Origin of the sequence: Rubrobacter tropicus (genome assembly GCF_011492945.1) — a bacterium.
Classification (GTDB): domain Bacteria; phylum Actinomycetota; class Rubrobacteria; order Rubrobacterales; family Rubrobacteraceae; genus Rubrobacter_D; species Rubrobacter_D tropicus.
In genome coordinates, this window is sequence record NZ_CP045119.1 from 2718138 (window position 1) to 2741795 (window position 23658).

At 68.4% G+C, this 23658-nt stretch carries 21 protein-coding genes; 7 read left to right on the forward strand and 14 right to left on the reverse strand.

The genetic code is table 11. The features are described 5' to 3' along the window. Nucleotides 1-97: 97 nt before the first annotated feature. The 3 genes from GBA63_RS13575 to GBA63_RS13585 all read left to right on the forward strand — a co-directional run bounded on the left by GBA63_RS13575 (nt 98) and on the right by GBA63_RS13585 (nt 5733). On the forward strand, nt 98-1666 hold the full coding sequence (locus tag GBA63_RS13575; RefSeq protein ID WP_166176883.1) for an acyl--CoA ligase family protein: 1569 nt from the start codon (nt 98-100) through the stop codon (nt 1664-1666). 151 nt (nt 1667-1817) lie between these two features. Next, nucleotides 1818-3185 carry a 3' terminal RNA ribose 2'-O-methyltransferase Hen1 gene (locus tag GBA63_RS13580; protein ID WP_166176885.1) on the forward strand — a complete coding sequence of 456 codons (1368 nt, stop codon included), beginning with the start codon at nt 1818-1820 and terminating at the stop codon, nt 3183-3185. Then, nucleotides 3178-5733 (forward strand): polynucleotide kinase-phosphatase, encoded by a 2556-nt coding sequence (locus GBA63_RS13585; RefSeq protein WP_166176887.1) that lies wholly within the window; start codon nt 3178-3180, stop codon nt 5731-5733. The genes GBA63_RS13580 and GBA63_RS13585 overlap by 8 nt, the downstream gene beginning before the upstream one ends. 325 nt (nt 5734-6058) lie before the next feature. Here the strand turns inward: GBA63_RS13585 and GBA63_RS13590 are convergent, their stop codons facing one another. From GBA63_RS13590 to GBA63_RS13625, 8 genes are all read right to left on the reverse strand, one after another. Then, nucleotides 6059-6466: a (R)-mandelonitrile lyase gene (locus GBA63_RS13590; protein ID WP_166176889.1), complete on the reverse strand. Its 408-nt coding sequence runs from the start codon at nt 6464-6466 to the stop codon at nt 6059-6061. Nucleotides 6467-6632: 166 nt separating this feature from the next. Then, complete coding sequence (locus tag GBA63_RS13595) at nt 6633-8348, reverse strand: glycoside hydrolase family 13 protein (protein WP_407690849.1); 1716 nt, start codon at nt 8346-8348, stop codon at nt 6633-6635. A 51-nt stretch (nt 8349-8399) separates the two neighbouring features. Beyond that, nucleotides 8400-8966: a cyclophilin-like fold protein gene (locus GBA63_RS13600; protein ID WP_166176891.1), complete on the reverse strand. Its 567-nt coding sequence runs from the start codon at nt 8964-8966 to the stop codon at nt 8400-8402. Between the two features lie 20 nt (nt 8967-8986). Then, nucleotides 8987-9754, reverse strand: a complete 768-nt coding sequence (locus GBA63_RS13605; RefSeq protein WP_166176893.1) for an SDR family NAD(P)-dependent oxidoreductase — start codon at nt 9752-9754, stop codon at nt 8987-8989. A 114-nt stretch (nt 9755-9868) separates the two neighbouring features. Next, on the reverse strand, nt 9869-10891 hold the full coding sequence (locus tag GBA63_RS13610; RefSeq protein ID WP_166176895.1) for a zinc-dependent alcohol dehydrogenase family protein: 1023 nt from the start codon (nt 10889-10891) through the stop codon (nt 9869-9871). A 69-nt stretch (nt 10892-10960) separates the two neighbouring features. Continuing rightward, nucleotides 10961-11941 carry an aldo/keto reductase gene (locus GBA63_RS13615; RefSeq protein ID WP_166176897.1) on the reverse strand — a complete coding sequence of 327 codons (981 nt, stop codon included), beginning with the start codon at nt 11939-11941 and terminating at the stop codon, nt 10961-10963. A gap of 3 nt (nt 11942-11944) precedes the next feature. Beyond that, complete coding sequence (locus GBA63_RS13620; protein WP_166176899.1) at nt 11945-12331, reverse strand: DUF2255 family protein; 387 nt, start codon at nt 12329-12331, stop codon at nt 11945-11947. A 67-nt stretch (nt 12332-12398) separates the two neighbouring features. Beyond that, on the reverse strand, nt 12399-13433 hold the full coding sequence (locus GBA63_RS13625) for a zinc-dependent alcohol dehydrogenase family protein (protein WP_207956786.1): 1035 nt from the start codon (nt 13431-13433) through the stop codon (nt 12399-12401). A gap of 257 nt (nt 13434-13690) precedes the next feature. Between GBA63_RS13625 and GBA63_RS13630 the strand changes: the two genes are divergently transcribed. The 3 genes from GBA63_RS13630 (at nt 13691) to GBA63_RS13640 (ending at nt 16126) form a co-directional block, all read left to right on the forward strand. Then, nucleotides 13691-14656, forward strand: coding sequence for an AraC family transcriptional regulator (locus GBA63_RS13630; protein WP_166176901.1), 966 nt, complete (start codon nt 13691-13693; stop codon nt 14654-14656). 353 nt (nt 14657-15009) lie between these two features. Continuing rightward, nucleotides 15010-15801: an enoyl-CoA hydratase gene (locus GBA63_RS13635; RefSeq protein WP_166176903.1), complete on the forward strand. Its 792-nt coding sequence runs from the start codon at nt 15010-15012 to the stop codon at nt 15799-15801. Nucleotides 15802-15808: 7 nt separating this feature from the next. Then, on the forward strand, nt 15809-16126 hold the full coding sequence (locus tag GBA63_RS13640; protein WP_166176905.1) for an ATP-dependent Clp protease adaptor ClpS: 318 nt from the start codon (nt 15809-15811) through the stop codon (nt 16124-16126). Between the two features lie 2 nt (nt 16127-16128). Here the strand turns inward: GBA63_RS13640 and GBA63_RS13645 are convergent, their stop codons facing one another. Both GBA63_RS13645 and GBA63_RS13650 read right to left on the reverse strand, forming a co-directional pair. Further along, nucleotides 16129-17340 (reverse strand): PQQ-dependent sugar dehydrogenase, encoded by a 1212-nt coding sequence (locus GBA63_RS13645; protein WP_166176907.1) that lies wholly within the window; start codon nt 17338-17340, stop codon nt 16129-16131. 57 nt (nt 17341-17397) lie between these two features. Then, nucleotides 17398-18261, reverse strand: a complete 864-nt coding sequence (locus GBA63_RS13650) for an aldo/keto reductase (RefSeq protein WP_166176909.1) — start codon at nt 18259-18261, stop codon at nt 17398-17400. A gap of 172 nt (nt 18262-18433) precedes the next feature. On the opposite strand from GBA63_RS13650, the gene GBA63_RS13655 reads away from it, so the two are divergent. Beyond that, entirely contained in the window at nt 18434-19747 is a 1314-nt protein-coding gene (locus GBA63_RS13655) for a hypothetical protein (RefSeq protein WP_166176911.1), read from the forward strand. A 170-nt stretch (nt 19748-19917) separates the two neighbouring features. On the opposite strand, the gene trhA is transcribed toward GBA63_RS13655, so the two are convergent. Genes trhA through GBA63_RS13675 form a run of 4 tightly spaced genes read right to left on the reverse strand, consistent with a single transcriptional unit; the run spans nt 19918 to nt 23655 of the window. Beyond that, nucleotides 19918-20550 (reverse strand): PAQR family membrane homeostasis protein TrhA, encoded by a 633-nt coding sequence (gene trhA / locus GBA63_RS13660; protein ID WP_166176913.1) that lies wholly within the window; start codon nt 20548-20550, stop codon nt 19918-19920. Between the two features lie 2 nt (nt 20551-20552). After that, complete coding sequence (locus GBA63_RS13665; protein WP_228282566.1) at nt 20553-21542, reverse strand: MBL fold metallo-hydrolase; 990 nt, start codon at nt 21540-21542, stop codon at nt 20553-20555. Between the two features lie 2 nt (nt 21543-21544). After that, nucleotides 21545-22429 (reverse strand): alpha/beta fold hydrolase, encoded by an 885-nt coding sequence (locus GBA63_RS13670; protein ID WP_166176917.1) that lies wholly within the window; start codon nt 22427-22429, stop codon nt 21545-21547. Between the two features lie 47 nt (nt 22430-22476). Then, nucleotides 22477-23655 carry an acetyl-CoA C-acyltransferase gene (locus GBA63_RS13675; protein WP_166176918.1) on the reverse strand — a complete coding sequence of 393 codons (1179 nt, stop codon included), beginning with the start codon at nt 23653-23655 and terminating at the stop codon, nt 22477-22479. Nucleotides 23656-23658 lie beyond the last annotated feature (3 nt).

Below are 23658 nucleotides of genomic sequence, written 5' to 3' on the forward strand. Positions count from 1 at the left end.
ATCGGTCTGGCGTCGCATTCTACGTTACCCGACCGTGGCGGCGTTTGCCCGGCGGCCTTTATACTCCCTCCACAGGGGAAGCGATGAGAGGAGCGAAATGGCGGACAAGGTCTACCGCAGCGAGCTTACACCGGTGCATTTCTTGAGGCGCAGCGCGTACATGTTCCCCGACAAGACGGCGGTCGTCTACGGCGAGCGCCGCTACTCGTACCGGGACCTCGAAGAACGCGTGGACAGGCTCGCCTCGCGCCTGCGGGACTCCGGGCTCGAGAAGGGCGACCGCGTCGCCTTCCTGTGCCCGAACACGCCGCCGATGCTCGAGGCCCACTTCGGCGTCCCGGCGGCGGGCCTCGTCCTCGTCGCCATCAACACCCGCCTCGGCAAGGACGAGGTCAAGTACATAGTCGAGCACTCGGGCGCCAGGATGGTCTTCGCCGACGCCGAGCTGGAGAAGCTTCTGGCCGACGTCGAGGTCGAGACGGTGCGCATCGACGATACCGGCGAGGCCGGGGACCCGTACGAGGACTTTCTGGCCGAAGGGTCGCCCGAACCCGTCGATTTCGTGCTAGAGGACGAAGAAGAGACCATCTCCATAAACTACACGTCCGGCACCACGGGCAAACCGAAGGGCGTGATGTACACGCACCGGGGCGGGTACCTGAGCGCCCTTGGCAACGTCATAGAGACGGGGATGGGCTACTCGACCAAGTACCTTTGGACCCTGCCGATGTTCCACTGCAACGGGTGGACCTTCCCGTGGGCCGTCACGGCGGCCGCGGCCACGCACGTTTGTCTGAGGAGGGTCGAGCCTGACAGGATCTGGGAGCTCTTCGAGTCCGAGGGGATCACCCACTACTGCGCCGCCCCGACCGTCCAGATCGGCATAGTCAACGAAGACGCCGCCCACGCCCTCGACACCCCGGTCACGGCGGCGATAGCCGGCGCCCCGCCCTCCCCCACCCTGCTCGGCGGCCTCTTGGAGCTCAACATCAACCCCATGCACATCTACGGCCTCACGGAGACCTACGGCCCGCTCACGACGAGCGGCGTCCACCCCGAATGGGAGGACCTGGACATGGAGGAGCGGTCCAGGGTCATGGCCCGCCAGGGCCAGGGCTACGTCACCTCAGACCTCGTGCGCGTCGTGGACGAGAACATAAACGACGTACCCCAAGACGCCGAGACGATGGGCGAGATAGTCATGCACGGCAACATGGTCGCCAAGGGCTACTTCGAAAACGAGGAGGCGACGGAAGAGGCCTTCGAGGGCGGCTGGTACCACTCGGGGGACATGGCCGTCTGGCACCCGGATGGGTACGTCGAGATCCGGGACAGGAACAAGGACATAATCATCTCCGGCGGCGAGAACATCTCCACCATAGAAGTCGAACAGGCCGTCATGGGCCACCCGGCTGTAATGGAGGCCGCCGTCGTCGCCATCCCCGACGAAAAATGGGGCGAACGCCCCAAAGCCTTCGTGGTCCTCAAGAAGGGCCAGGAGGCCACGGAACAAGAGATAATAGACTACTGTAAAGAGCACATCGCCCGCTTCAAGGCCCCCGCCGCCGTCGAGTTCACCGAACTGCCAAAAACGTCCACGGGCAAGGTCCAGAAGTTCGTCCTGCGCGACAAGGAGTGGGCGAACAGCGAGAAGAAGGTGAATTAGAGGTTTCAGGTTACAGGCATCAGGTTTCAGGTGTTGCGGAGGAACGGCACCGCGGATGCGCGGCTTCCGGGAAGCACCGGTCGCGTGGTCCGGCCGGAGTCTCGCCCGCTTTGCCTGATGCCTGTAACCTGAAGCCTGATACCTTCTAGGCATGATCTTGACCATTACCAACGAGCTTGCGCCCGCGACGGACCTCGGCTACCTGCTGCATAAGAACCCGGGGCGGGCGCAGGTGTTCGACCTGCCTTTCGGCAGGGCCCACGTGTTTTATCCGGAGAGTTCTCCGGAACGGTGTACGGCGGCGCTGCTGTTGGAGGTCGACCCTGTCGGGTTGGTGCGGGGGCGGGGTAGCACGTTGGGGCAGTACGTGAACGACAGGCCTTACGCCGCATCTTCGTTTTTGAGCGTGGCGATCTCGCGGGTGTTCGGGTCGGCGCTCTCGGGGAAGAGCCGGGACCGGCCGGAGCTGGCGACGACGGCTTTGCCGCTTCGGGCCAGGCTCGCGGTAGTACCGTGCAGGAGCGGGGAGGACTTTCTGCGGCGGCTGTTCGAGCCGCTCGGGTATGAGGTTTCGGTAGAAGCCCACGCGTTGGATGAGACGGTCCCCGATTGGGGGGAGAGCCCGTATTTTACGGTCGAGATCTCGGGCCTGGTCAGGCTGCGGGACCTCTTGAGCCACCTGTACGTCCTCGTGCCCGTGCTGGACGACGACAAGCACTACTGGGTGGGCGACGACGAGGTCGAGAAACTCCTGCGCCGCGGCGAGGGATGGCTGACGGGCCACCCGGAGAAAGAGGCCATCACGGCCCGTTATCTCAAGCACCAGCGGAGCCTCGCCCGCGACGCCCTGGAGAGGCTCGTGGAAGACGAAGATCCCGAGGTCCACGATCGTGAAGAGGAGGCCGTGGAGGAGAAGGCGCGGCTCTCCGGTCAGCGCGTTGGAGCGGTGCTGGCCGCGCTCAAGGGCGCCGGGGCCCGGCGGGTGATCGACCTCGGGTGCGGGGAGGGGAAGCTTTTGCGCGCGCTCTTCGAGGACAGGGGCTTCGGGGAGATCGTCGGGATGGACGTGTCGCACCGCCTGCTCGAGGCCGCCCGTCGCAGGCTGCGCCTGGACGAGTTGCCGGACAACCAGAGGGGGAGACTTGGTTTGTTCCAGGGTTCCCTCACCTACCGCGACGAACGCCTCTCCGGCTTCGACGCCGCCACGCTCGTCGAGGTCGTAGAACACCTCGACCCGCACCGCCTGGCCGCCTTCGAGCGGGTGGTCTTCGAGTTTGCCCGCCCGCGTACCGTGGTCCTGACGACGCCGAACGCGGAATACAACCCCCTGTTCGAAGGGCTACCGGCAGGCGAGTTCCGCCACAGGGACCACAGCTTCGAATGGACCAGGGAAGAGTTCCGCGCCTGGGCCGGGGGCGTGTGCGGGCGTCACGGGTACGCCGTGCGGTTCGTGCCCGTCGGGCCAGAAGATCCCAGGCTCGGCGCCCCGACCCAGATGGGGGTTTTCGAGGTTGCCTGAGAGAATATCCATCCCCAACCTCTGCCTGGTAGTCCTCGTCGGCGCCTCGGGCTCGGGCAAGTCGAGCTTCGCCAGAGAACACTTCAAACCGACGGAGGTCCTCTCCTCGGACTTCTGCCGCGGCCTCGTCTCCGATGACGAAAACGACCAGACGGTCACCAGGGACGCCTTCGAGGTGCTTCGTTTCATAGCCGCCAAACGCCTCGCCGCAGGCAAGCTCGTAGTCGTGGACGCCACGAACGTCCAGAGGGAGGCCCGCAAACCCCTGGTCGCGCTCGCCCGCGAGCACGACGTGTTGCCCGTCGCCGTCGTGCTCGACCTGCCGGAGAAGCTCTGCCACGAGCGGAACCGCTCCCGCCCGGACAGGAACTTCGGCCCCCACGTCGTCCGCAACCAGACGCGACAGCTCCACCGCTCGCTCAAGGGCCTCAAGCGCGAGGGTTTCCGCCACGTCACCGTCCTCTCCTCGGCGGAGGAGGTCGAAGCGGCGACCGTCGAGCGCAGGAGGTTGTGGACCGATCGCAGGGACGAGACGGGTCCCTTCGATATCATCGGGGACGTCCACGGGTGCCTCGACGAGCTGGTCGAGCTATTGGAGAAGCTCGGGTACGAAGTCAGGGGCAACGAAGGCGAGTTCGAGGTCACGCCCCCTGCGGGGCGGCGCGCGATCTTCCTCGGAGACCTCGTGGATCGCGGCCCGAAGACCCCCGATGTGCTGCGGCTGGTCATGGGCATGGTCGAATCCGGCGCGGCCCTCTGCGTCCCGGGCAACCACGACGCAAAACTCGTCCGCGCCCTCCGGGGCAAGAACGTCCAGCTGAAATACGGCCTCGCGGAGACGCTGGAACAACTCGGGGGCGAACCGCCGGAGTTCGCGGAAAGGGTCGACTCGTTCCTCGACAGGCTCGTCAGCCACTACGTCCTCGACGGCGGAGACCTCGTGGTCGCCCACGCCGGGTTAAAGGAGAAGTTCCAGGGGAGGGCGTCTGGGAGGGTCAGGGACTTCGCCCTCTTCGGCGAGACGACCGGCGAGACGGACGAGTTCGGCCTGCCGGTCCGCTTCGACTGGGCCTCCGGGTACAGGGGGAAGGCCAACGTCGTCTACGGTCACACGCCGGTCCCGGAGGCCGAATGGGTCAACCGCACCATCAACATAGACACCGGTTGCGCGTTCGGCGGCAGCTTGACCGCCCTGCGCTACCCCGAGAGGGAGCTCGTCTCCGTCCCGGCCTGCAGGACCTACTACGAGCCCGCGAAACCGTTCCTGCCGGACGACCGGGACGCCGCGCCGCGTCCCTACGAGGACCTCCTGGACATCCAGGACGTCCTCGGCAAGCGCATAATCGGCACGAAGCTCCAGCGGAACGTCACGATCCGGGAGGAGAACGCCGCCGCGGCCCTGGAGGTGATGGGCCGTTACGCGGCCGACCCGCGCTGGCTCGTCTACCTGCCCCCGACCATGTCCCCGTCCGATACCAGCAAGAAGGAAGGCCTGCTCGAGCACCCATCCGAGGCCCTCGCCTACTACCGACGCGAGGGGGTCTCGCGCGTGGTCTGCCAGGAGAAGCACATGGGCTCGCGCGCGATCGCCGTCGTCTGCCGCGACGGGGAGGCCGCCGCCCGCCGCTTCGGCGCCACCGACGGCGCCGGCATCCTCTACACCCGCACAGGAAGACGCTTCTTCGACGACAGGGCGATGGAGGAGGCCGTCCTCGAAAGGCTGCGGGGGGCGTTCACCTCTGCCGGCATGTGGGAGGAGTTCGGGACGGACTGGTTCTGCCTGGACTGTGAGATCATGCCCTGGTCCGTCAAGGCGGGGGACCTGATCCGGGACCAGTACGCCGCCGTCGGAACCGCGGCCCGCGCCTCCCTCTCGGAGACCATAAGGTCCCTCGAAACGGCGGCCGACCGCGGCCTGGACGTAACCGGCCTTGCGGAACGTCAGCGTGGACGCCGGGACGCCGCGGAACGCTACGTCGAGGCCTACGGGCGCTACGCCTGGCCGGTTCGTTCCGTGGGGGACGTGAGGCTCGCCCCGTTCCACCTGCTCGCCTCGGAGGGCAGGGTACACCTTGACCGGGATCACGGCTGGCACATCGAGACGCTCGGAAAGCTCTGCCGGGAGAACGACGGGATACTCGTAAAGACCCCCCATCTGACGGCCGATACCAATAACCCGGAGGACGAAGAGAAGGCGATCCGCTGGTGGGAGGAGTTGACGGGTTCCGCCCGCGGCGGCGAGGGCATGGTCGTCAAGCCGTTCGACTTCGTGGCGAAGGGCAGGCGCGGCATCGCCCAGCCGGGTGTCAAGTGCCGCGGACGCGAGTACCTCCGCATCATCTACGGCCCCGAATACACGGCTCCGGAGAACCTGAATAGGCTGAGGGAGCGCAACCTGTCCGCCAAGCGTTCGCTGGCCCTCAGGGAGTTCGCCCTCGGTGTCGAGGCTCTGGAGCGTTTCGTCGAGCGGGAGCCGCTCTACCGCGTCCACGAGTGCGTCTTCGGCGTACTCGCCCTCGAAAGCGAGCCCGTGGACCCGAGGCTTTGAGGCTTCAGGCCACAGGCATCAGGTTTCAGGTGTTGCGGAGGAACGGCGCCGCGGATGCGCGGCTTTCGGGAAGCACCGGTCGCGTGGTCCGGCAAGAGCTTCCCTGGCTTTGCCTCCAGCGGTCTGCGGAAGGACCGACCCTCGCCGCCCACGGGGCACCGAGGCTTTGAGGGGTGCGCCCCGAGGCCGCGGGCGGGCCCCGACCTTTTACACCTGAAAACCTGAGAACCCGGATGCCTGCTCGCGGTAGGCCCGATACCTCCGCAAACCGCTCTAATGGCTGTAACCTGAAACCTGATGCCTACCAATCTTGCCAGGCCGAGGCTTATGATGCGGGTGCGGCGTTGTATTCCTCGTCGGTGACGTGCTCGCCCCAGGTGACGGGGCTGCCGGAGTCGTCTGCCTCCTGCATCGCTGTGTGGGTCATGAAGCGGTTCGGGGCGGCGCCGTGCCAGTGGTCTTCGCCCGGCTCGAAGAACACGCGGTCGCCCGGGCGGATCGTCTCGACGGGCCCGCCGCGGCGCTGGCAGAGGCCTAAGCCCTGGGTGACGTAGATGGTCTGCCCGAGGGGGTGCGTGTGCCAGGCGGTGCGGGCGCCCGGGGCGAAGTTGACGCTGGCGGCCGCGAGGCGGGATGGCTCTGATGGTGTCGCGATGGTGTCAATGTAGACCGCGCCGGTGAACCACTCGCTCGGCCCGGGAGTGGTTTCGAGGGAGTTCTTGGTGATCTTCATAGCGTCCTCCCGAAGGTCGTTCGATTCGTTGGTACGACTAATATGCCGCTGGTCTGTCGTAGATAAACCGCCGACGCGTAGGACGGGGGCGCGAAGTTCCGGAACCCGAGGGACAGAGCAAATAGGAGCCGATCGAGGGCTATCAGGGGTGGCCTGGTGCATGGAGCTAGCGCAAACGGTAGATGCGCGCTTCGAACGGCCTCAGCGTCAGGTCCCGAAGTTTCTCGGTGGCATCGACCGGATAGTTGCCGAGGAGGAGTTCAGCGTCCTGCCAACGGCCGGCGTCCGGGACTTCGATGGTGGCGGGGTCTCCAAAGAAGTTGGCGAGTACGAGAAGCCCGGTGCTGCCGTAGCGGCGGGTGAACGCGTAGACCTGGTCGTGGTCGGCGAGTAGCATGTGGAAGTCGCCGTGCGCGACGGCGGGCTCGGTGTGACGCAGTTCGATCAGGCGCCGGTAGTGGTGAAACACCGAGTCGTCGTCGGCGAACGCGGCCTGCGCGTTGATCCCCTTGTGGTTGGGGTTGACCGCGATCCATGGTGTGCCGGTGGTGAAGCCGGCGTTCTCGGTATCGTCCCACTGCATCGGGGTGCGGGCGTTGTCGCGGCTGCGGATGCGCAGCGCGGCCAGGACGGTTTCGGGGTCGGCGCCCATGCCGACGGCCTCGGCGTAGTGGTTGAGCGACTGGATGTCGCGAAAGTCTTCGATGGAGTCGAAGGGCGCGTTGGTCATGCCGAGCTCCTCGCCCTGGTAGACGTAGGGCGTCCCGCGGTGCAGATGCAGCAGGGTGCCGAGCATCTTCGCGGCGTGCACCCGGTGCGCTCCGTCGTCGCCGAAGCGCGAGACGACGCGCGGCTGGTCGTGGTTGTTCCAGTACAGGCTGTTCCAGCCAACCTCGGCCAGCCCGGCCTGCCAGCGTCCGAGGATCGCCTTGAGGTCGCGCAGGCGCAGCGGACGGATATCCCAGAACGAGGGACCGTGATCGACCTGGACGTGCTCGAACTGGAAGACCATGTCCACCTCGCGGCGGGCGGGGTCGGTGTAGAGCTTGGCCTCTTCGACCGTCACGCCAGGCATCTCGCCGACGGAGATCAGGCCTTCACGCCCGGCGAAGACTTCGCGGTGCATCTCCTGCAGGAACTCGTGCATGCGGGGTCCGTCGACGAAGAACGGCATGCCGTCGCCGTAGAGGCCGCCGTCGTGCGCGTGGCCGTCGGGCAGGCTGGCGTCTTTGGAGATGAAGTTGATGACGTCCATGCGGAAGCCGTCGATGCCGCGGTCCAGCCACCAGCGCATCATCGAGTAGACCGCCTGGCGGACTTCGGGGTTCTCCCAGTTGAGGTCGGGCTGCTTGCGCGAGAACAGGTGCAGGTAGTACTCGCCCGTAGTCTCGTCGAGCTCCCACGCCGGGCCGGAGAAGATGGAGCCCCAGTTGTTCGGCTCGGCGCCCGGGTCGCCCGCGCTCATGCCCTCGCGCGCGGACCGCCACCAGTACCAGTCGCGCTTCGGGTTGTCCTTCGAGGCGCGCGACTCGACGAACCACGGGTGCTCGTCGGAGGTGTGGTTGACGACGAGGTCCATAACGAGCTTCATCCCGCGCTCGTGGACGGCCGCCAGCAGCGCGTCGAACTCTTCCATGGATCCGAACGTCGGGTCGATGTCCCGGTAGTCGCTGATGTCGTAGCCGGCGTCGTCCTGCGGTGAGGGGTAGATAGGCGACAGCCACAACACGTCCACGCCCAAGGTCGCGAGGTGGTCCAGCCGCGAGGCGATCCCGGCGAGATCCCCGATCCCGTCTCCGTCGCCGTCCGCGAAGCTGCGCGGCCAGATCTGGTAAACGACGCTCTCTTTCCACCACTGCTGCTGCGTAGTAGTGATTGGTATCTCCCTTACGATAGTGGGTCTGAGCCGTAGGGTTTTAACGCACCGCCTTCATTATTCCGCGCGTCTGATCGTGACGCTGAAGTCGCCGCCTTGGTGCTCGATCGCGTCCATCCCGCCGTCGAACTCGCCGATCCGCACGATGCCGTCGAAGAACGGGGCCTCGCTGTCGTAGTAGAAGACGAGGTCGCCACCCGGAGAGTAGTAGCCGATGTCTCCAGCGGCGGGGTCGTGCCCTTCGGGCGCACCGTCCAGCGACAACTCGCGGGGTAGCGGGGCGGTCTTCTCCACGTTGCTGAGGTCGCTGAAAGTGAGCGTCAGCGGCAGCTGAGATGCGAGATCTCGCGCCGTGGCGTTGTCGTGCAGCCGGGCGGTGAGGCCCGTACCGCCGAAGGCGATCCGGATCGGCGTGCCCTCCGAGGAGTCGGGGTCGCCGGAGGCCGGGCTCGGCGACGTATCCGGAGCGCTCGCCCCGGGGGCGCCGATGGCCCTGTCGCCTCCCCCGTCTCCCCCGCCGCAAGCCGAGAGCGAGATGGCCGCCAGGAGCGCGAGCGCGAGCGGGTAGCAGCGGCTCCGCGGCCAACGCGACCACCGAGGGCTAAAGACGTTCATTGCGATCATAGTTCTCCTCTGTCGGGCGTTCAGCGGGCGGTGTAGCCGCCGTCGACGGGGAGCGCGACGCCGAGCACGAAGCTGGATGCCGGGCTGCAGAGCCAGAGCACGGCCGCGGCGATCTCGTCCGGGCGTCCCAGCCGGCCGATAGGCTGGTTGGCGACGGCCTCGGGCACGTCGAGCTCGCCCTTGGCGATCATGTCCTCGACCATCGGGGTCTCGATGGTTCCCGGGCAGATCGCGTTGATGCGGACGCCGCGGGGCGCGTACTCGAGGGCCGCGCTCCTGGTGAGGCCGATGACGCCGTGTTTGGAGGCGTGGTAGGCGGCGCGGCCCGGGAGCCCGACCAGCCCGCCGAGCGAGGAGCAATTGACGATGGCGCCGCTGCCTTGGGCGCGCATCGGCCGCAGCTCGTGTTTCATGCAGGCCCAAACGCCGCGCAGGTTGACCGCGTTCACGCGGTCGAAGAGCTCGGCCGGTTCGTCGGCGGCGTCGGTCGGCGGGGCCTGGATGCCGGCGTTGTTGAACGCGAAGTCGAGCCGGCCGAAGCTCGCCACGGCGCGTTCCACGAGCGCGGCGACCTGCTCCTCGTCGGACACGTCGCAGGCGACGCCGAGCGCCTGGTGGCCCGCGGAGGTCAGCCCGTCCGTCGCGGTCCTGAGGGTCTGCTCGTCGCGGTCGGAGAGCACGACGGCGGCCCCGGACTCGGCGAACGCTTGGGCCGTGGCGAGCCCCATGCCGGAGCCGGCGCCTGTGACGACGGCGACGCGGTCGTGGAAGTCGTAGGTGGGGTCCATTTCGTTACCTCCTTCTCTTTAGGGATGGCTTGACCCAGACGTCACATGCGCCGGGGCAAGGCGACATGTTCCGGGTCGGTTCCATGACCAATCGCAGCAGGAACGCAAAGCCCCTTACGGGTGCAGCAGCGTCTTGATAGCGCGGCGCTCGTCCATCGCGCGGTAGCCCTCCGCCGCCTGCTCGAGCGGCAGGGTCAGGTCGAAAACCTTGCCGGGTTCGATCTTCCGGTCCCAGATCAGGTCGATAAGCTCGGGCAAAAAGCGCCGGACCGGGGCGGGACCGCCGTGCAGGTGCACGTGCGAGAAGAAGAACTCCTCACCCAGGATCTCCACGCCGTGGAGCACGCCGACGAACCCGACGTGACCGCCCGGCCGCGCGGAGCGGATGGCCTGCATCATCGACTCCTGCGTGCCGACGGCCTCGACGACCGAGTGCGCGCCGAGCCCGCCGGTGAGCTCCTTGATCCGTGCCGCGCCCGCGTCGCCGCGCTCGGTCACGATCTCGGTCGCGCCGAACTCCCGGGCGAGGCGCTGGCGGGACTCGTGGCGGCTCATCGCGATGATCCTATCGGCGCCGAGCTGCCTGGCGGCGAGCACCGCGAGCAGGCCGACGGCGCCGTCGCCGACGACCGCCACCGTCTTGCCCGGACCGGCCTCGGCCGCCACGGCGCCGAACCAGCCGGTGCCGAGCACGTCGGAGGCCGCGAGCAGGCTGGGGATCATGTCCTCCGGCGGCAGGCCCGGCGTCGCCACGAGGGTGCCGTCGGCGAGCGGGATGCGGGCGTACTCCGCCTGCGCGCCGGTGGGGGCGCCGGGCTGCCGGTGAACGCAGGACGACTGGTAGCCGGCCCGGCAGATCTCGCAGGTGTTGTCCGACGCGAAGAACGAGCCCACGACGAACTGGCCCGGCTCGATCAGACGCACCTCGCTGCCGACCTCCTCGACGATACCGACGTACTCGTGGCCCATCGGTGTCGGCTGCGTCACCGGGTCGGCGCCGCGGTAGGGCCAGAGGTCCGAGCCGCACACGCAGGCCGCCGAGAGCCTGATGACCGCGTCGGTCGACTCGACGATCGTCGGGTCGGGGCGCTCCTCGGAACGCACGTCCCGGGGGCCGTAAAGCATAGTTCCTCGCATGGTCATCTCCTTAATCGACTCTGGTTGGTCACGGAGTGCGCGACGGGAGAGCGCATCTTCCCCCGTCGCTCAGCGATCGACCCGCTGCTGCAGGTGCGCCGGATACCGATCCCCCTGCACCGTGACCCCTGAGACGGCGTCTTCGATCTCGTGAAGGTCATCGGACGCGAGCTCGACGTCGGCAGCGCCGACGTTCTCCTCGAGGCGGTTCAGCTTCGTCGTGCCCGGGATCGGGACGATCCACGGCTTTTGGGCGAGCAGCCAGGCCAGCGCGATCTGGGCGCGCGTGGCCCCCTGCTTGTCCGCGATCCCGCCGAGCACCTCGACCAGGGCCCGGTTCGCCCTGCGGTTCTCCTCCGAGAAGCGCGGCACCGTGTTGCGGAAGTCGGCGCTGTCGAACTCGGTGTTCTCATCGATGGTGCCCGTGAGGAAGCCCTTGCCCAGCGGGCTGAAGGGGACGAAGCCGATCCCGAGATCCTCGAGGGTGGGCAGGATCTCCTCCTCGGGCTCCCGCCACCACAGCGAGTACTCGCTCTGGAGCGCGGCGACCGGCTGGACCGCGTGCGCGCGACGAATCGTCTGTGCCCCTGCTTCGGAGAGGCCGAGGTGCCCGACCTTGCCCTCCCCAATCAGGTCCTTCACCGCGCCCGCCACCTCTTCGATCGGCACGTCCGGGTCGACGCGGTGCTGGTAGAGGAGGTCGATCCGGTCGGTCTTGAGACGACTCAGCGAGGCCTCGGCGACCCCCCTTATGCGCTCCGGGCGACTGTCGAGGCCCGCCTGCGCGTCCCCGTCCCTGAAGCCGAACTTGGTGGCGATCACCACCCGGTCACGGACGGGCGCGAGGGCTTCGCCGACCAACTCCTCGTTGGTGTGGGGGCCGTACGCCTCGGCGGTGTCGAAGAAGGTGACGCCGCGTTCGACAGCCGACCGGATCAGCGCGATGCCCTCCCGCTTACCGGTCGCCGGACCGTAGGCGAAGCTCAGTCCCATGCAACCGAGCCCGATGGCCGACACTTCCAGATTGTCTCCGAGTTTGCGCTTCTGCACCTTCTACTCCTTTCGGGAACGCGGCACGAGCCTGATCGTCACGGCCTCGGCATCGGGGCCGACGACGGTGCCCACGATCTCGGGTCCGTACCGATCGTACTTGGCGTGATAGGCGGCGTCGATGGCGGCGTGCGCGCCCGGATCGGCTTCGGCGAAGGCCACGTCCCGCTCCAGTCCGCCGGCCCGGATGCGGCCGGCGCCGCTGGCCTTCGCGCGGCGGAACCACGGGTTGTCCGGGCCGTAGGCGGACCGCACGTAGAGGTCGTCGCCGGCCCGGACGACCCACATCGTCACGTAAGGGCGCGGCGTGCCGTCGGGCCGCAGCGACGCGAGCCGCAGCTCCTCCGCCGCCCCGATCCCGTCGAGCTCGTCGCCCGTCCACGCGCTCATCGGCCGGCTCCACCCATGACGCGGTACGGCCGGTCCGCGCCGCGGTGCCTGTTCGGAGGGAGGCGCCTCACGGCCGGACCATGACCTTAATCGCCTCGCGGTCGTCCATCGCCCGGTAGCCGTCGGGCACCCCGTCGAGGCCCACCGTCCGGTCGAGGACGCGGCCAGGCTCGATGCGGCCCTCCAGCACGTCCGGCAGCAGTTCCTCGACGTACGCCCGGACCGGGGCGGGCCCGCCGCCCACGGTGACGTTCCCGAAGAACGCCGGCAGCGAGGCGGGGATCGTCTCGTCCTGGGGCACGCCGACCCGGCCGACCGCGCCGCCCGGACGCGCGACGCCGATGGCCGTCTCCATCGCCTGGGCGTAGCCGACGCACTCCAGCACGGAGTGGACGCCGAAGCCGCCGGTGAGCCCGCGCACGCGCTCGACCGCCTCCTCGCCGCGTTCCCTGACGACGTCCGTCGCGCCGAACTCTCTCGCCAGCGCGATGCGGTCGTCGTGGCGGCCCATGATGATTATCTGCTCGGCGCCGAGGCGCCTGGCGGCGATCACGCCGCACAGGCCGACGGCCCCGTCTCCGACGACGGCCACGCTCTTGCCCGGGCCGACCTTCGCGGCGACTGCCGCGTGACGTCCGGTCCCCATCACGTCCGAGAGGGTCAGCAGGGAAGGCATGAGCGCGTCGTCCTCGCCGACCGGCAGCTTGAAGAGCGTCCCGTCGGCGTAAGGGACGCGCACCGCCTCGGCCTGCGCCCCGTCGGTGCCCGGGTTGCCGAAGAACCCGACGTGCACGCATGCCGTCGGAAGCCCCTCCCGGCAGAACTCGCAGGTGCCGTCGGAGTAGGCGAACGGCATGACGACGAGGTCGCCGGGCTTCAGGCTCTGGACATCGGCGCCGATGTCCTCCACGACGCCTATAGCCTCGTGGCCCATGCGGGTTCCGGTCTCGCTGCGCTCCATCTGGTGGTACGGATGGAGGTCGCTGCCGCAGATGCAGGCGCGGGTGACGCGGATCAGCGCGTCGGTCGGCTCGACGATCGCGGCGTCGGGGACGTCCTCGATGCGGACGTCCCCGGCGCCGAACATGACGGTTGCGCGCATGATGTGGCTTACCTCCCGTTGTTGATGGAACGCGGTTCGTCTCGACTGCCGGGCATGGCTTTCCGCCTCCAAGATCGGGCGCAAGACGCCCGCCCTCCGTTGAACAAAAGTCCGGATTGCCCCCGGACGTCGGGGCCGACTCTCTCTGTCCGGTCGTGATTGTAGGAGCGTAGGGGGCGGGGCGTTATGATGATTCTCCAGAAGTCTTGTACCATCCTGCAAATCTCCAGAGATCAGGGACGAGCGAAGAGGTTGCCATGGATTCGATGGACCGCCCGCGATCGGAACGGGAGGCTGACAGGGCGCAAACCCGGCGCGACGAGCTGGTCGAGCGCGTCGCCCGGGCCGTCCGCGAGGACGGGACCGTCGAGGCGCCGGGGGGGCTCCGGCTGCTCCGCCGGTCCTCGCCCACCCCGAAGGACCACGGCGTCTCCTCCCACGCCTTGTGCGTGATCGCGCAGGGCTCCAAGGAGGTCTTGCTGGGCGACGATTGCTACCGCTACGACGCCGACCGCTACCTCATCACCGCCGCGGCTCTTCCCACGGCGAGCCGGGTCACGGAGGCGTCGGGGGGGCGGCCGTACCTGGGCGTCGTCCTCGGGCTTGACCCCGCCCTCGTCGGCTCGGTCATGGTCGAGGCCGGCCACCCCGCGTCCGGGGACCGGGCCGCCGTGCGGGCCTTCGACGTGGGCCCGCTGGACGCGGGCCTGCTGGACGCCGTCGTGAGGCTCGTCGGGCTCCTGGACGCCCCCGCCGAGGAGGCGCGCTTCCTCCGGCCGCTTATCACCCGCGAGATCGTCTTCCGGCTCCTCAAGGGGGAGCAGGGCGGCAGGCTGCGACAGATCGCGGTCCTGGGCGGCCACGCCCACCGCATTGCCGGGGCCCTGGAGCGGCTGCGCGAGGACTTCGACCGGCCGCTGCGGGTCGAGGACGTCGCGCGGGAGGCCGGGATGAGCGTCTCGGGCTTCCACCACCACTTCAAGGCCGTCACCGCGATGAGCCCCCTGCAGTTCCAGAAGCGCATGCGCCTCCAGGAGGCCCGGAATCTTATGCTCGGCGAGCACCTCGACGCCGCGGGCGCCGGCCACCGGGTGGGCTACGGCGACGCCTCGCAGTTCACCCGGGAGTACAAGAGGCTCTTCGGCGCGCCGCCTTTGCGCGACGTTGAGCGGTTGCGGGAAGCGGCGGGCCAGGAAACCGCCGTGGAAGGCGCCGGCCCGTGAGCCGACGGCTTCGCCAACGAGGCTCCTCCCGTCCGGCCTGAGGGGGAGACGAGGCCCGAGCAACAACCGACCCCGGCAGGGTCAGACCCCGCCACCGCCCGGCCTACCGTTCGTGCGGCGCGCTGCCCGGGTCGGTGGCGGTCGTCATCTCCCGGGACGGGGGCGTGCGCCTCGTGTGCCAGAGAGACGGCCGCGTCACGTACTGGGAGCAGGAGTGAACCGCCCCCGTCGATCCAAGGGGTAGAGAGGCAAACCCGGCCGCGGATGGCGCGACGGCGCGCAGCCCCGCCTTCGCCACCCGACCGGCAAGACGGGTATCATGGGTCCGGTGGCGAAAAGCCGAGGAGGACCACATGCTTGAAGCGGAGAAGACCTACGAGCACGTGCTGGTGGAGCGGGACGGCCCGGTCGCCCGCGTGACCATGAACCGGCCCAAGAAGCGCAACGCGCTCTCCCTGGATCACATGCTGGAGTTGATCGACTGCTTCGAGTCCGTAGCCCAGGCCAGGGAAGCGTCGGTTGTCGTGCTCCGCGGCGAGGGCCCCGCTTTCTGCGCCGGCCACGACCTCTCGGAGATGGTCGGCCGCGACCCGGACTTCTACCGGCACGTCTTCGACGTCTGTTGCAGGCTCATGCAGACCATTCAGGGGATACCGCAGCCCGTCATAGCCCAGGTGCATGGCGTCGCGACCGCGGCGGGCTGCCAGCTCGCCGCCACCTGCGACCTCGTGGTTGCCGCCGAGGAGGCGCGGTTCGCGACGCCGGGCGTGCGGATAGGGCTCTTCTGCTCCACCCCGATGGTCGCCCTCAGCCGCGCCGTGGGCCAGAAAAAGAGCATGGAGATGCTCCTGACGGGCGACTTCATCTCCGCGGAGGAAGCGAAGGCGGAGGGGCTGGTTAACCGGGTGGTCGCGGCGAAGGACCTGGAGGCGGAGGCGCGCACTTTGGCAGACAAGATAGCCGAGGCGAGCCCGCTCGTGGTCGGCGTGGGCAAGCAGGCCTTCTACCGCCAGCTTGAGATGCCGACAGAGCAGGCCTACGGTTACACCAGAGAGGTGATGTCCTTCAACGCCACCTTCGCCGACGCCCAGGAGGGCATGTGCGCCTTCCTGGAGAAGCGAAAGCCCGAGTGGCAAAACCGCTGACGCCACCATGACCGATACCATCGCGCGGCCCATCGAGGAGCAGAAGACCGAGGGGATGCCGCCCTACAACGTCGTGTTGCACGACGACGAGGACCACAGCTACGAGTACGTCATCCTGATGCTCAAGAAAGTCTTCGGCCATTCCGTCAACAAGGGCTACGAGATGGCCGTCGAGGTGGATACGAAGGGCCGCGTCGTGGTCCTCACCACCCACCTCGAAGAGGCCGAGCTAAAGCGGGACCAGATCCACGCCTTCGGCCCCGACCCCCTCATCCCGCGCAGCAAAGGCTCCATGTCCGCCACCGTGGAACCGGCGGGCGCCTGACCTCAGCCACGGTCCGGCGCGAGCCGGAAGATGCGGTCGTCGTCCTCGCTGACGGGGTTTCCGTACGAGTCGTGGTTGCTGGTCGAGACCCAGAGCGAGCCGTCGGGGGCCTGGGCGACGTCCCTGACGCGGCCGACCTCGCCGTCCAGCAGGCGTTCGCGGCCGGTCACGTTGCCCCGGTCGTCCAGTTCCAGTCGCCAGAGGCTTTCGCCCCTCAGGGCCGTCACGAAGAGGTCGCCCTCCCACTGCGGGATGGCGCCGTCGACCAGGATCTCGGCCCCGCTCGGCGAGGCTTCGCTCGTGGGCCAGACCGTGATCGGGTCGACGAACCCCCGGTCTTCTCCCCCTTCCCCCTCTACCTCCGGCCAGCCGTAGTTATCGCCCGCCTCGATTCGGTTCGCCTCGTCCCAGGTGTCCTGCCCGAACTCGCTGGCGAAGAGTTGTCCGTCGGCGTCCCAGGCCAGGCCCTGCACGTTCCTGTGGCCGTAAGAGTAGACCGGGCTGCCGGGGAACGGGTTGTCGCCGGGGACCGAGCCGTCCGGGTTCACGCGCAGGATCTTGCCTCCCAGAGAGCTTTGGTCTTGCGAGTTGGAGGTGTCGCCGGCGTCGCCCGTGGTGACGTAGAGCTTGTCGTCTGGCCCGAACTCTATCCTGCCGCCGTTGTGGTACGAGTTGACGGGGATGCCGGTGAGGATGGGTTCGGGCTCCTCTCCGATCCTGAACCGCACCACCCGGTTGTCCGTCTCGGTAGTCGTGTAGGCGTAGACGTAACGATCCCTCTCGTACTCCGGCGAGACGGCGACGCCGAGCAGCCCGCCTTCCCCGTCGCCTCCCTCGGGCAACGTCTGGATCTCCCGAACATCCCCCGAAGGGCTCACCCTGAGAAGCCGTCCTGAGTCCCGCTCCGTGACGAGCGCGTCACCGTCAGGCAGAAAAGCGAAGGACCACGGCACTCGCAGGCCCGTTGCCAGCGTGCCCACCTCTACCCTCGTCGAGGCGGGACGCACCTCCCCCGTCGTCTCGGGGCCAGGGGTCGTCCCGGAAGCTGTGTTCTCCGTATCCTCGGTCTGGCCCGTGTCTATCGGCCGGGGGTCCTGTCCTTCGGCACCCGAGTCTCCGGTAGGAACGCCGCACCCGGCGCAGGCTATCGTCAACGCCGCGACGGACATCAGCACCGCGCCTCGAAACCCGCCCACGTACCCGGTGTCGCGCATCGAACCAACCCTCTTCCCGCCGATAGGACCAAGCCGATTATATTGTGCCCCGCCGGGTTAGGGTTTCAGTGACGTGAGCGAGACGACTTCCTCGTCGGTCAAGCGCAGCTTGGCGGCGGCAAGGTTCTGCTCGAGGTGCTCCACCGAGGAGGTGCCGGGGATCGGGAGCATCGCGGGCGACTTCGCCAGCAGCCACGCGAGGGCCACCTGCGGGACGGTAGCCCCGTGGCGGGAGGCGGCCCCGGCCAACACCCCGCCCGGACGCGCCAGCCTTCCGGTCCCGAGCGGCAGCCACGGGATAAAGGTGATGCCCGCGCGCTCGCAGGCCCGAAGGACCCCTTCGGAGCGGCGGTCGTTCAGGTTGTAGCGGTTCTGTACGGAGGCGATGGGCACCACCCGCGCCGCCCGCTCCAGCTCCTCGGCCGTCACGTTCGAGAGGCCCACGTGGCGCACCTTGCCCTCCTCGCGCAGCCTGGCGAGGGTCTCCATGGACCTCTCGAAGGGTATTCGCCTGTCGGGGCGGTGGAGCTGGTAGAGGTCTATCTTGTCGAGCTTCAGGCGGCGAAGGCTGCCTTCGCAGGCTTCGCGCAGGTGTTTCGGGCGGCCGTTAGTCCGCCACCGGCCCGGGCCCTGCCGCGTGTAGCCGCCCTTCGTGGCGATCACGAGGTTGACGGGGTACGGGTGGAGGGCTGAGGAGATCTGGCGCTCGGAGACCTCGGGTCCGTAGGCGTCGGCGGTGTCTATGAAGTCCACGCCGAGTTCGACGGCCCGGCGCAGCACGCGCCTGGCGTTCTCGGGGTCGTCCGGCTCGCCCCACACGCCGGGCCCGCAGAGCCGCATCGCCCCGAAACCCAGACGCCCGACCCTGAGGTCGCCGCCTAGCACAAGCTCTTCGGCGCCTCTGGCCTGATCCTTCCGCATCGTACCCCCTGGTCGTCTTTCCCCGGCCAGCATACCGCGACGGGGCCGGGTGCGGCCGCGTCCATGCTCTAGACTTACGGGCTGTAGAAGAAGAGAGGCGGCACCGGTAAACGAGAACGCGAAAAACACATCAGAGCGCGGCCTGAGGGCGCTCCTCGACGGGCGGCGGCCGGTGCTCGGCGCGGTCTTTCTGGGCGGGTACGCGTGGTCCACGTTCGCGCCGGGGTCGTTCGGGACGGCGCTCTTTCTGGGCGTGGGGGCCGTGCTGTTCGCGATCTCCGTGCCGTGGTCGAGCTCGTTTCACCGGGCCTTCGCCCTGGTGGCCTTCGCGGCGCTCGCGGCGACCGTGCTCTCGGGGCGGTTCGTCGTCGGGGATTTTCTCGACGGGATGCCCACTTATTTCGGGATCGTGGCCGTGTTGCTCGTCTTGAGCATCGCGGGGTATCCGATCCGGGCGGCTCGCTACGGCGTGCAGATCCGGGCGCTGGTGGCCGCCCTGACGCGCCGCGGCGTCGGCATCAAGGCGACGAGCGGGGTGCTGGGTCACGTTCTGGGCGCGGTGCTCGACGTGGGGGCTTTCGTGCTCATAGACGTGATCACGGCCCGGGCGGCCCCAAAGTCCCGCCCCGACGCCCTGACCTGGGCCGGACGCGCCTTCTCCTTCGCCCCCCTCTGGACGAACCTGAACGTCTTCACGGCCACCACGATAGTCCTGACCGGCGTCTCCTACCCGGGCCTCCTGGCCGCCACCTTCCCCTTTATCGTCCTCGGCCTGGCTGGCACGATCTTCACCGCCCAGTGGGAGGAGAAAGATGCGGCCGACGTCCCCGGCGCCCCGCTCGACCGGGGGGCGGCGGCGGTCCTGCTCTACCCCGTCCTGCTCGTCGCGGCGGTGGCCCTCGTGAACGTCCTCTTCCCCGGCCTGGCGCTCACGGCCGCCATAGCCGTGACGGTGGCCGTCATAGTCCTCCTCATCGCCGCCCTGGCAACCGCCCTGACCCGCCGCACGTCGCCCCTCTACAGGCTGGCCGGCGAGACGCGCGGCTCGCTCGCCTCCTCCCACGCCGAGTTCGCCCTCTTCGGCTCGGCCGGCATCCTGGTCATCTCACTGCAGGCCCTGGGGGTGCTCGCGCCGCTCGGAGACCTCCTCTCCGCGCTGCCCGTGGCACTCGTCGCCCCGGCGCTCCTCGTCCTAATGGCGGTGGGCTTCGTCTCCGGCATACACGTCATCCCCATGGTCTTGCTCCTGGACGCCGCCTTCCCCCTCGACGCCGGCCCGGCCCCCGTCCTGTGGGCCGTCGCCATCCTGCTCGGCGCCCAGTCCACCATCCTGCTCACCCCGTTCTCCAGCGCCGTCACCATGCTCTCCCGCCTAACGGACCTGCACCCGCTCGAGATCGGCCCGAAGAGAAACTGGCGCTTCGAACTGTCCGTCATGCTGGCCGCCGCGCTCTACCTGGCACTTCTCACCGCGATACTGTTATGAGCAGCACGCTCGCTTCGCGAGCTAGTCAGCACGCTACGCCCTTCGGGCTCCGCTCTCAGCGCGGCGCTTCGCGCCTTTCAGCACGCTTCGGGCCTGCGGCCCTCGCTCTCAGCCCGTCAGCAAAAGCAAGAAGCTGAAGTGCTGACAAGCGAAGGCCGTAGCGCGCTACATCACACCAGAACGTAGAGAGCTATGGCCACAAAATGACACACGCTGCCGAGCAGAACGAAGACGTGCCAGAGGGCGTGCGAGTAGGGGATTTTGCGGTGGTAGAACAGGGTGCCGGCGGTGTAGGAGATGCCGCCGGCGAGCAGCCAGACGAGGGCGCCCGGGGAGAGGGCTTCGATCAGGGGCTTGAGGGCGACGACGCCGAGCCAGCCCATGGCGACGTAGGCCACGGTGGACATCACGGCGAAGCGGCCCGTGGCGAAGACCTTGAAGACGATGCCCGCTACGGCCATCGCCCAGACGAGACCGAAGAGGGTCCAGCCCCATCCCCCGCCGAGGCCGACGAGAACGAAAGGCGTGTAGGTGCCCGCGATCAACAGGTAGATGGCGCAATGGTCGAGCACCCGCAACACGCGCTTTACCCCGGGCCTCCGAAACGCGTGGTACAGCGTGGAAGCCGCGTAGAGCGCCACGAGCGTCGCCCCGTAGACCCCGGCGGTCGCCACGTGCAACGCCTCGTCCCGGACCACCCCGAGGTACACGAGGACCCCGACCCCGACGACGCTCGCCAGCAACCCGACGGCGTGGGTAACGACGTTGGCGACCTCCTCCCCGCCCGAGTAACGCGCCTCCAACCCTACGCGGCCTCGTAGGTGACCGGCTCGTCCTCCCGCGCCCGCGCCCGGCCTTCGAGGGCGAGCTGGTCGAGGTGGGCCAGCGTCTCGGCGAGGGCGAAGCACCGCTGGTAGACCGACAGGGTACCCCGGAAGACGATCCTGGAGACCTCGTAAGGCGTTCTGGGTCCGGCGCCCAGGGTGGCGCGCATGGCGTTCAGCCGTTCGGCGTGGTGGCCCGAGATCTCCGCGACGCGGCCTTGGAGGTCGTGGAAGACGGGGCCGTGCCCCGGCAGCACGAGGTCGGCCCCGAGGCCGCGCATCTCCTCCAACGAGGCAAGGTAGCGGGCGAGCGGGTGGGGGTCCGTCTCCGGCCAGATGCCTACGTTTGGCGTGATCCCGAGCATCAGGTGGTCCGCGGCGTACAGGATCCCACGCCCCTCGTCGTGCAGGACGAGCTGATGGTCGGCGTGCCCGGGCGCGTGCAGGACGCGCGCGGCCCCGTCCCCGAGCGGCACCTTCTCCCCGGCGGAGAGCGGCGACAACTCCTCCGGCAACGCAAGCCCCGACCTCATCCCCGCGGCACCCTTCTCTGCCATCTCGGGCGGCATCCCGTGCCGGACGAGCAGGTCCACGAAAGGACCCGCGTCGGGCGAGCCCCAGAGCCTCCTCGCGAACGGAATCTCGGCCTCCAGCATGAAGACCGGCGCCGCCGAGACCTCCTGCAACCACCGCGCCGCCCCTATGTGGTCCGGATGAAAGTGCGTCACCACAATCCTCGATACGTCCCGCGAAAGGTCGCAGCCGGCCACGTAGGCGCCGGCCTTCCAGGCCTCGCGGGCCGGCGGGTAATCGTAGCCGGCGTCCACCAGGGTCCAACCATCCGTACCCTCGATCAGGTAGACGGCAACGAACCCCAAGGGGAAGGGCACCGGCAGCTTGATCTGCCACACCCCCTCGACGACCTCGGCCGCCTCGCCGACACTTTGCGTGGCAAGGCCGGCGGGAAGCACGCTCAACGAAGCGCCTCGAAGAACGCGGAGATCTCACGGTTGGCGAGATCCGGCCTCTCATAGTGGACGTAGTGCCCCGCATCTTGCGCCGCCTCGAACGAGTAGTTCGCGAAGTAGTCCCCGAGCCTGTCGGCCCACCGAACCTTCAGTATGGGATCGCTCTCGCCCCACAGGAAACGGGCCGGCGTCTCTATCTTCGGCGACCCGGGCGCGCCTTCGCGGATCAGCCGAATCCGGGCCTCGTTCGTGGCGACGTACCAGTTGAAGCCGCCCTGCAGGTTTCCCGGCTTCATGAAGTTGTCCACCCAGGCCTCCATATCCCCGTCGAAGAGGCCGGGTTCGTGGGCCCAGTGATTCAGGAAATGCTGGAAATAGGCCCCGCAAGTCTTCCTGCTCTCGCCGACGAGGGAGGCGGCCCAGGGCTTCTGGTGGAAGGACTGGTACCAGATCTCGTTGACCGAATCCGGCTCCACCCACCGGCCACCGATCCCCGGGTAGGGGCAGTCGAAGAAGAAGAGACCCGCGAGACGCTCCGGATACTTGCGCGCGAACCCCTGCGCCACGTACGCGCCCACGTCGTGGCTGACGACCCCGAACTTCTCGAACCCCAAAGCGTCCACGAGCCCGCGCAGGTCTTCGACGAGGTCACCGAGCAAATCGGACGGAGGGTCCGGCAAGGGCGGCTTCTCCGTCTCCCCGAAACCCCGGAGATCCGGCACGACCACGTCGAAATCCTCCGCCAGGACGGGAATATTCTTGCGGTAGACGTACCAGAACTCGGGCCACCCGTGCAAGAGTACGAGCGGAAACCCGGCGCCGTGGCGGACGTAGTGGACCCGGATACCATTGACGTCCAGGTACTCGTGGTTCCACCCTTGACGGCTCACCAGGCCCTCCCCGGGCTGAACGGCTGAGATGCTGACAAGCTTACCGGCTAACCCTGCAGGTTCTCGAAGATGCCGGCAGCGCCCATCCCGCCGCCGATGCACATGGTAACCATGCCGTACTTCGAGCCGCGCCGCTTCATCTCGTTCAGGAGCTGGACGGTGAGCTTCGTGCCGGTCGCGCCCATCGGATGTCCGAGGGCGATGGCGCCGCCGTTCACGTTCGTCTTCTCGATATCCATCCCCACTTCCCGGATCACGGCCAGCGCCTGCGCCGCGAACGCCTCGTTGAACTCGATGAGGTCGATGTCCTCGAGGGAGAGCCCGGTCTGCTCCAGCACCTTCGGGATGGCGACGGTGGGCCCGATCCCCATGACCTCGGGCCTCACCCCCCCGACGGCGAACCCGAGGAACCGCGCCATCGGCGCCAGCCCCCGCCTCTCGGCCTCCCCCCGCTCCATGACGACCACGGCGGCGGCCCCGTCGCTCCGCTGCGAAGAGTTCCCGGCCGTCACCGTCCCGCCCTGCTGGAAGGCGGGGCGCAACTTGGCGAGCTGCTCAGCCGACGTGTCTCGCGGCCCCTCGTCCCGCCCGAAAGTCGTCTCGAAGTGCTGGGGCCGGCCGTCCTCGTCCACGAAGTCGTAGGCGACGTCGAGCGGCACGATCTCACCGTCGAACCGGCCCGACTCCACGGCCTCTTTCGCCCGCGTGTGGCTGCGAAGGGCGAACTCGTCCTGGTCCTCGCGCGAGACGTCGAACTCCCTGGCGACCTGCTCGGCCGTGAAACCCATCCCCATGTACACGGCCGGGTTGGTCTCCACCAGCCCAGGGTCCGGCGCGAAGTTCGGCATCTCCAGCGTCGAGGACATGTGCTCCGTGCCCCCCGCGACGATAGTGGAGGCGTGCCCGACCATGATCCTCTCGGCCGCCATCGCGATAGTCTGAAGCCCCGACGAGCAGAACCTGTTCACCGTCTGGGCCGGCACCGTGTCCGGCATCCCGGCCCTAACCGAGGAGAGCCGGGCCATGTTGTACCCTTGCGTCCCCTCCGGCATCGCGCACCCCAGGATCACGTCTTCCACGTCCGAGGGATCGAGGCCATCGGCCCGCCCCACGGCCTCCCGAATAGCCGACGCCCCCAGGTCCACCGGATGCACCCCGCGCAAAGTCCCCCGCGGCGCCCGCCCCACAGCGGTCCGGGCCCCGGATACGATAACCGCTTCGTTCATTGG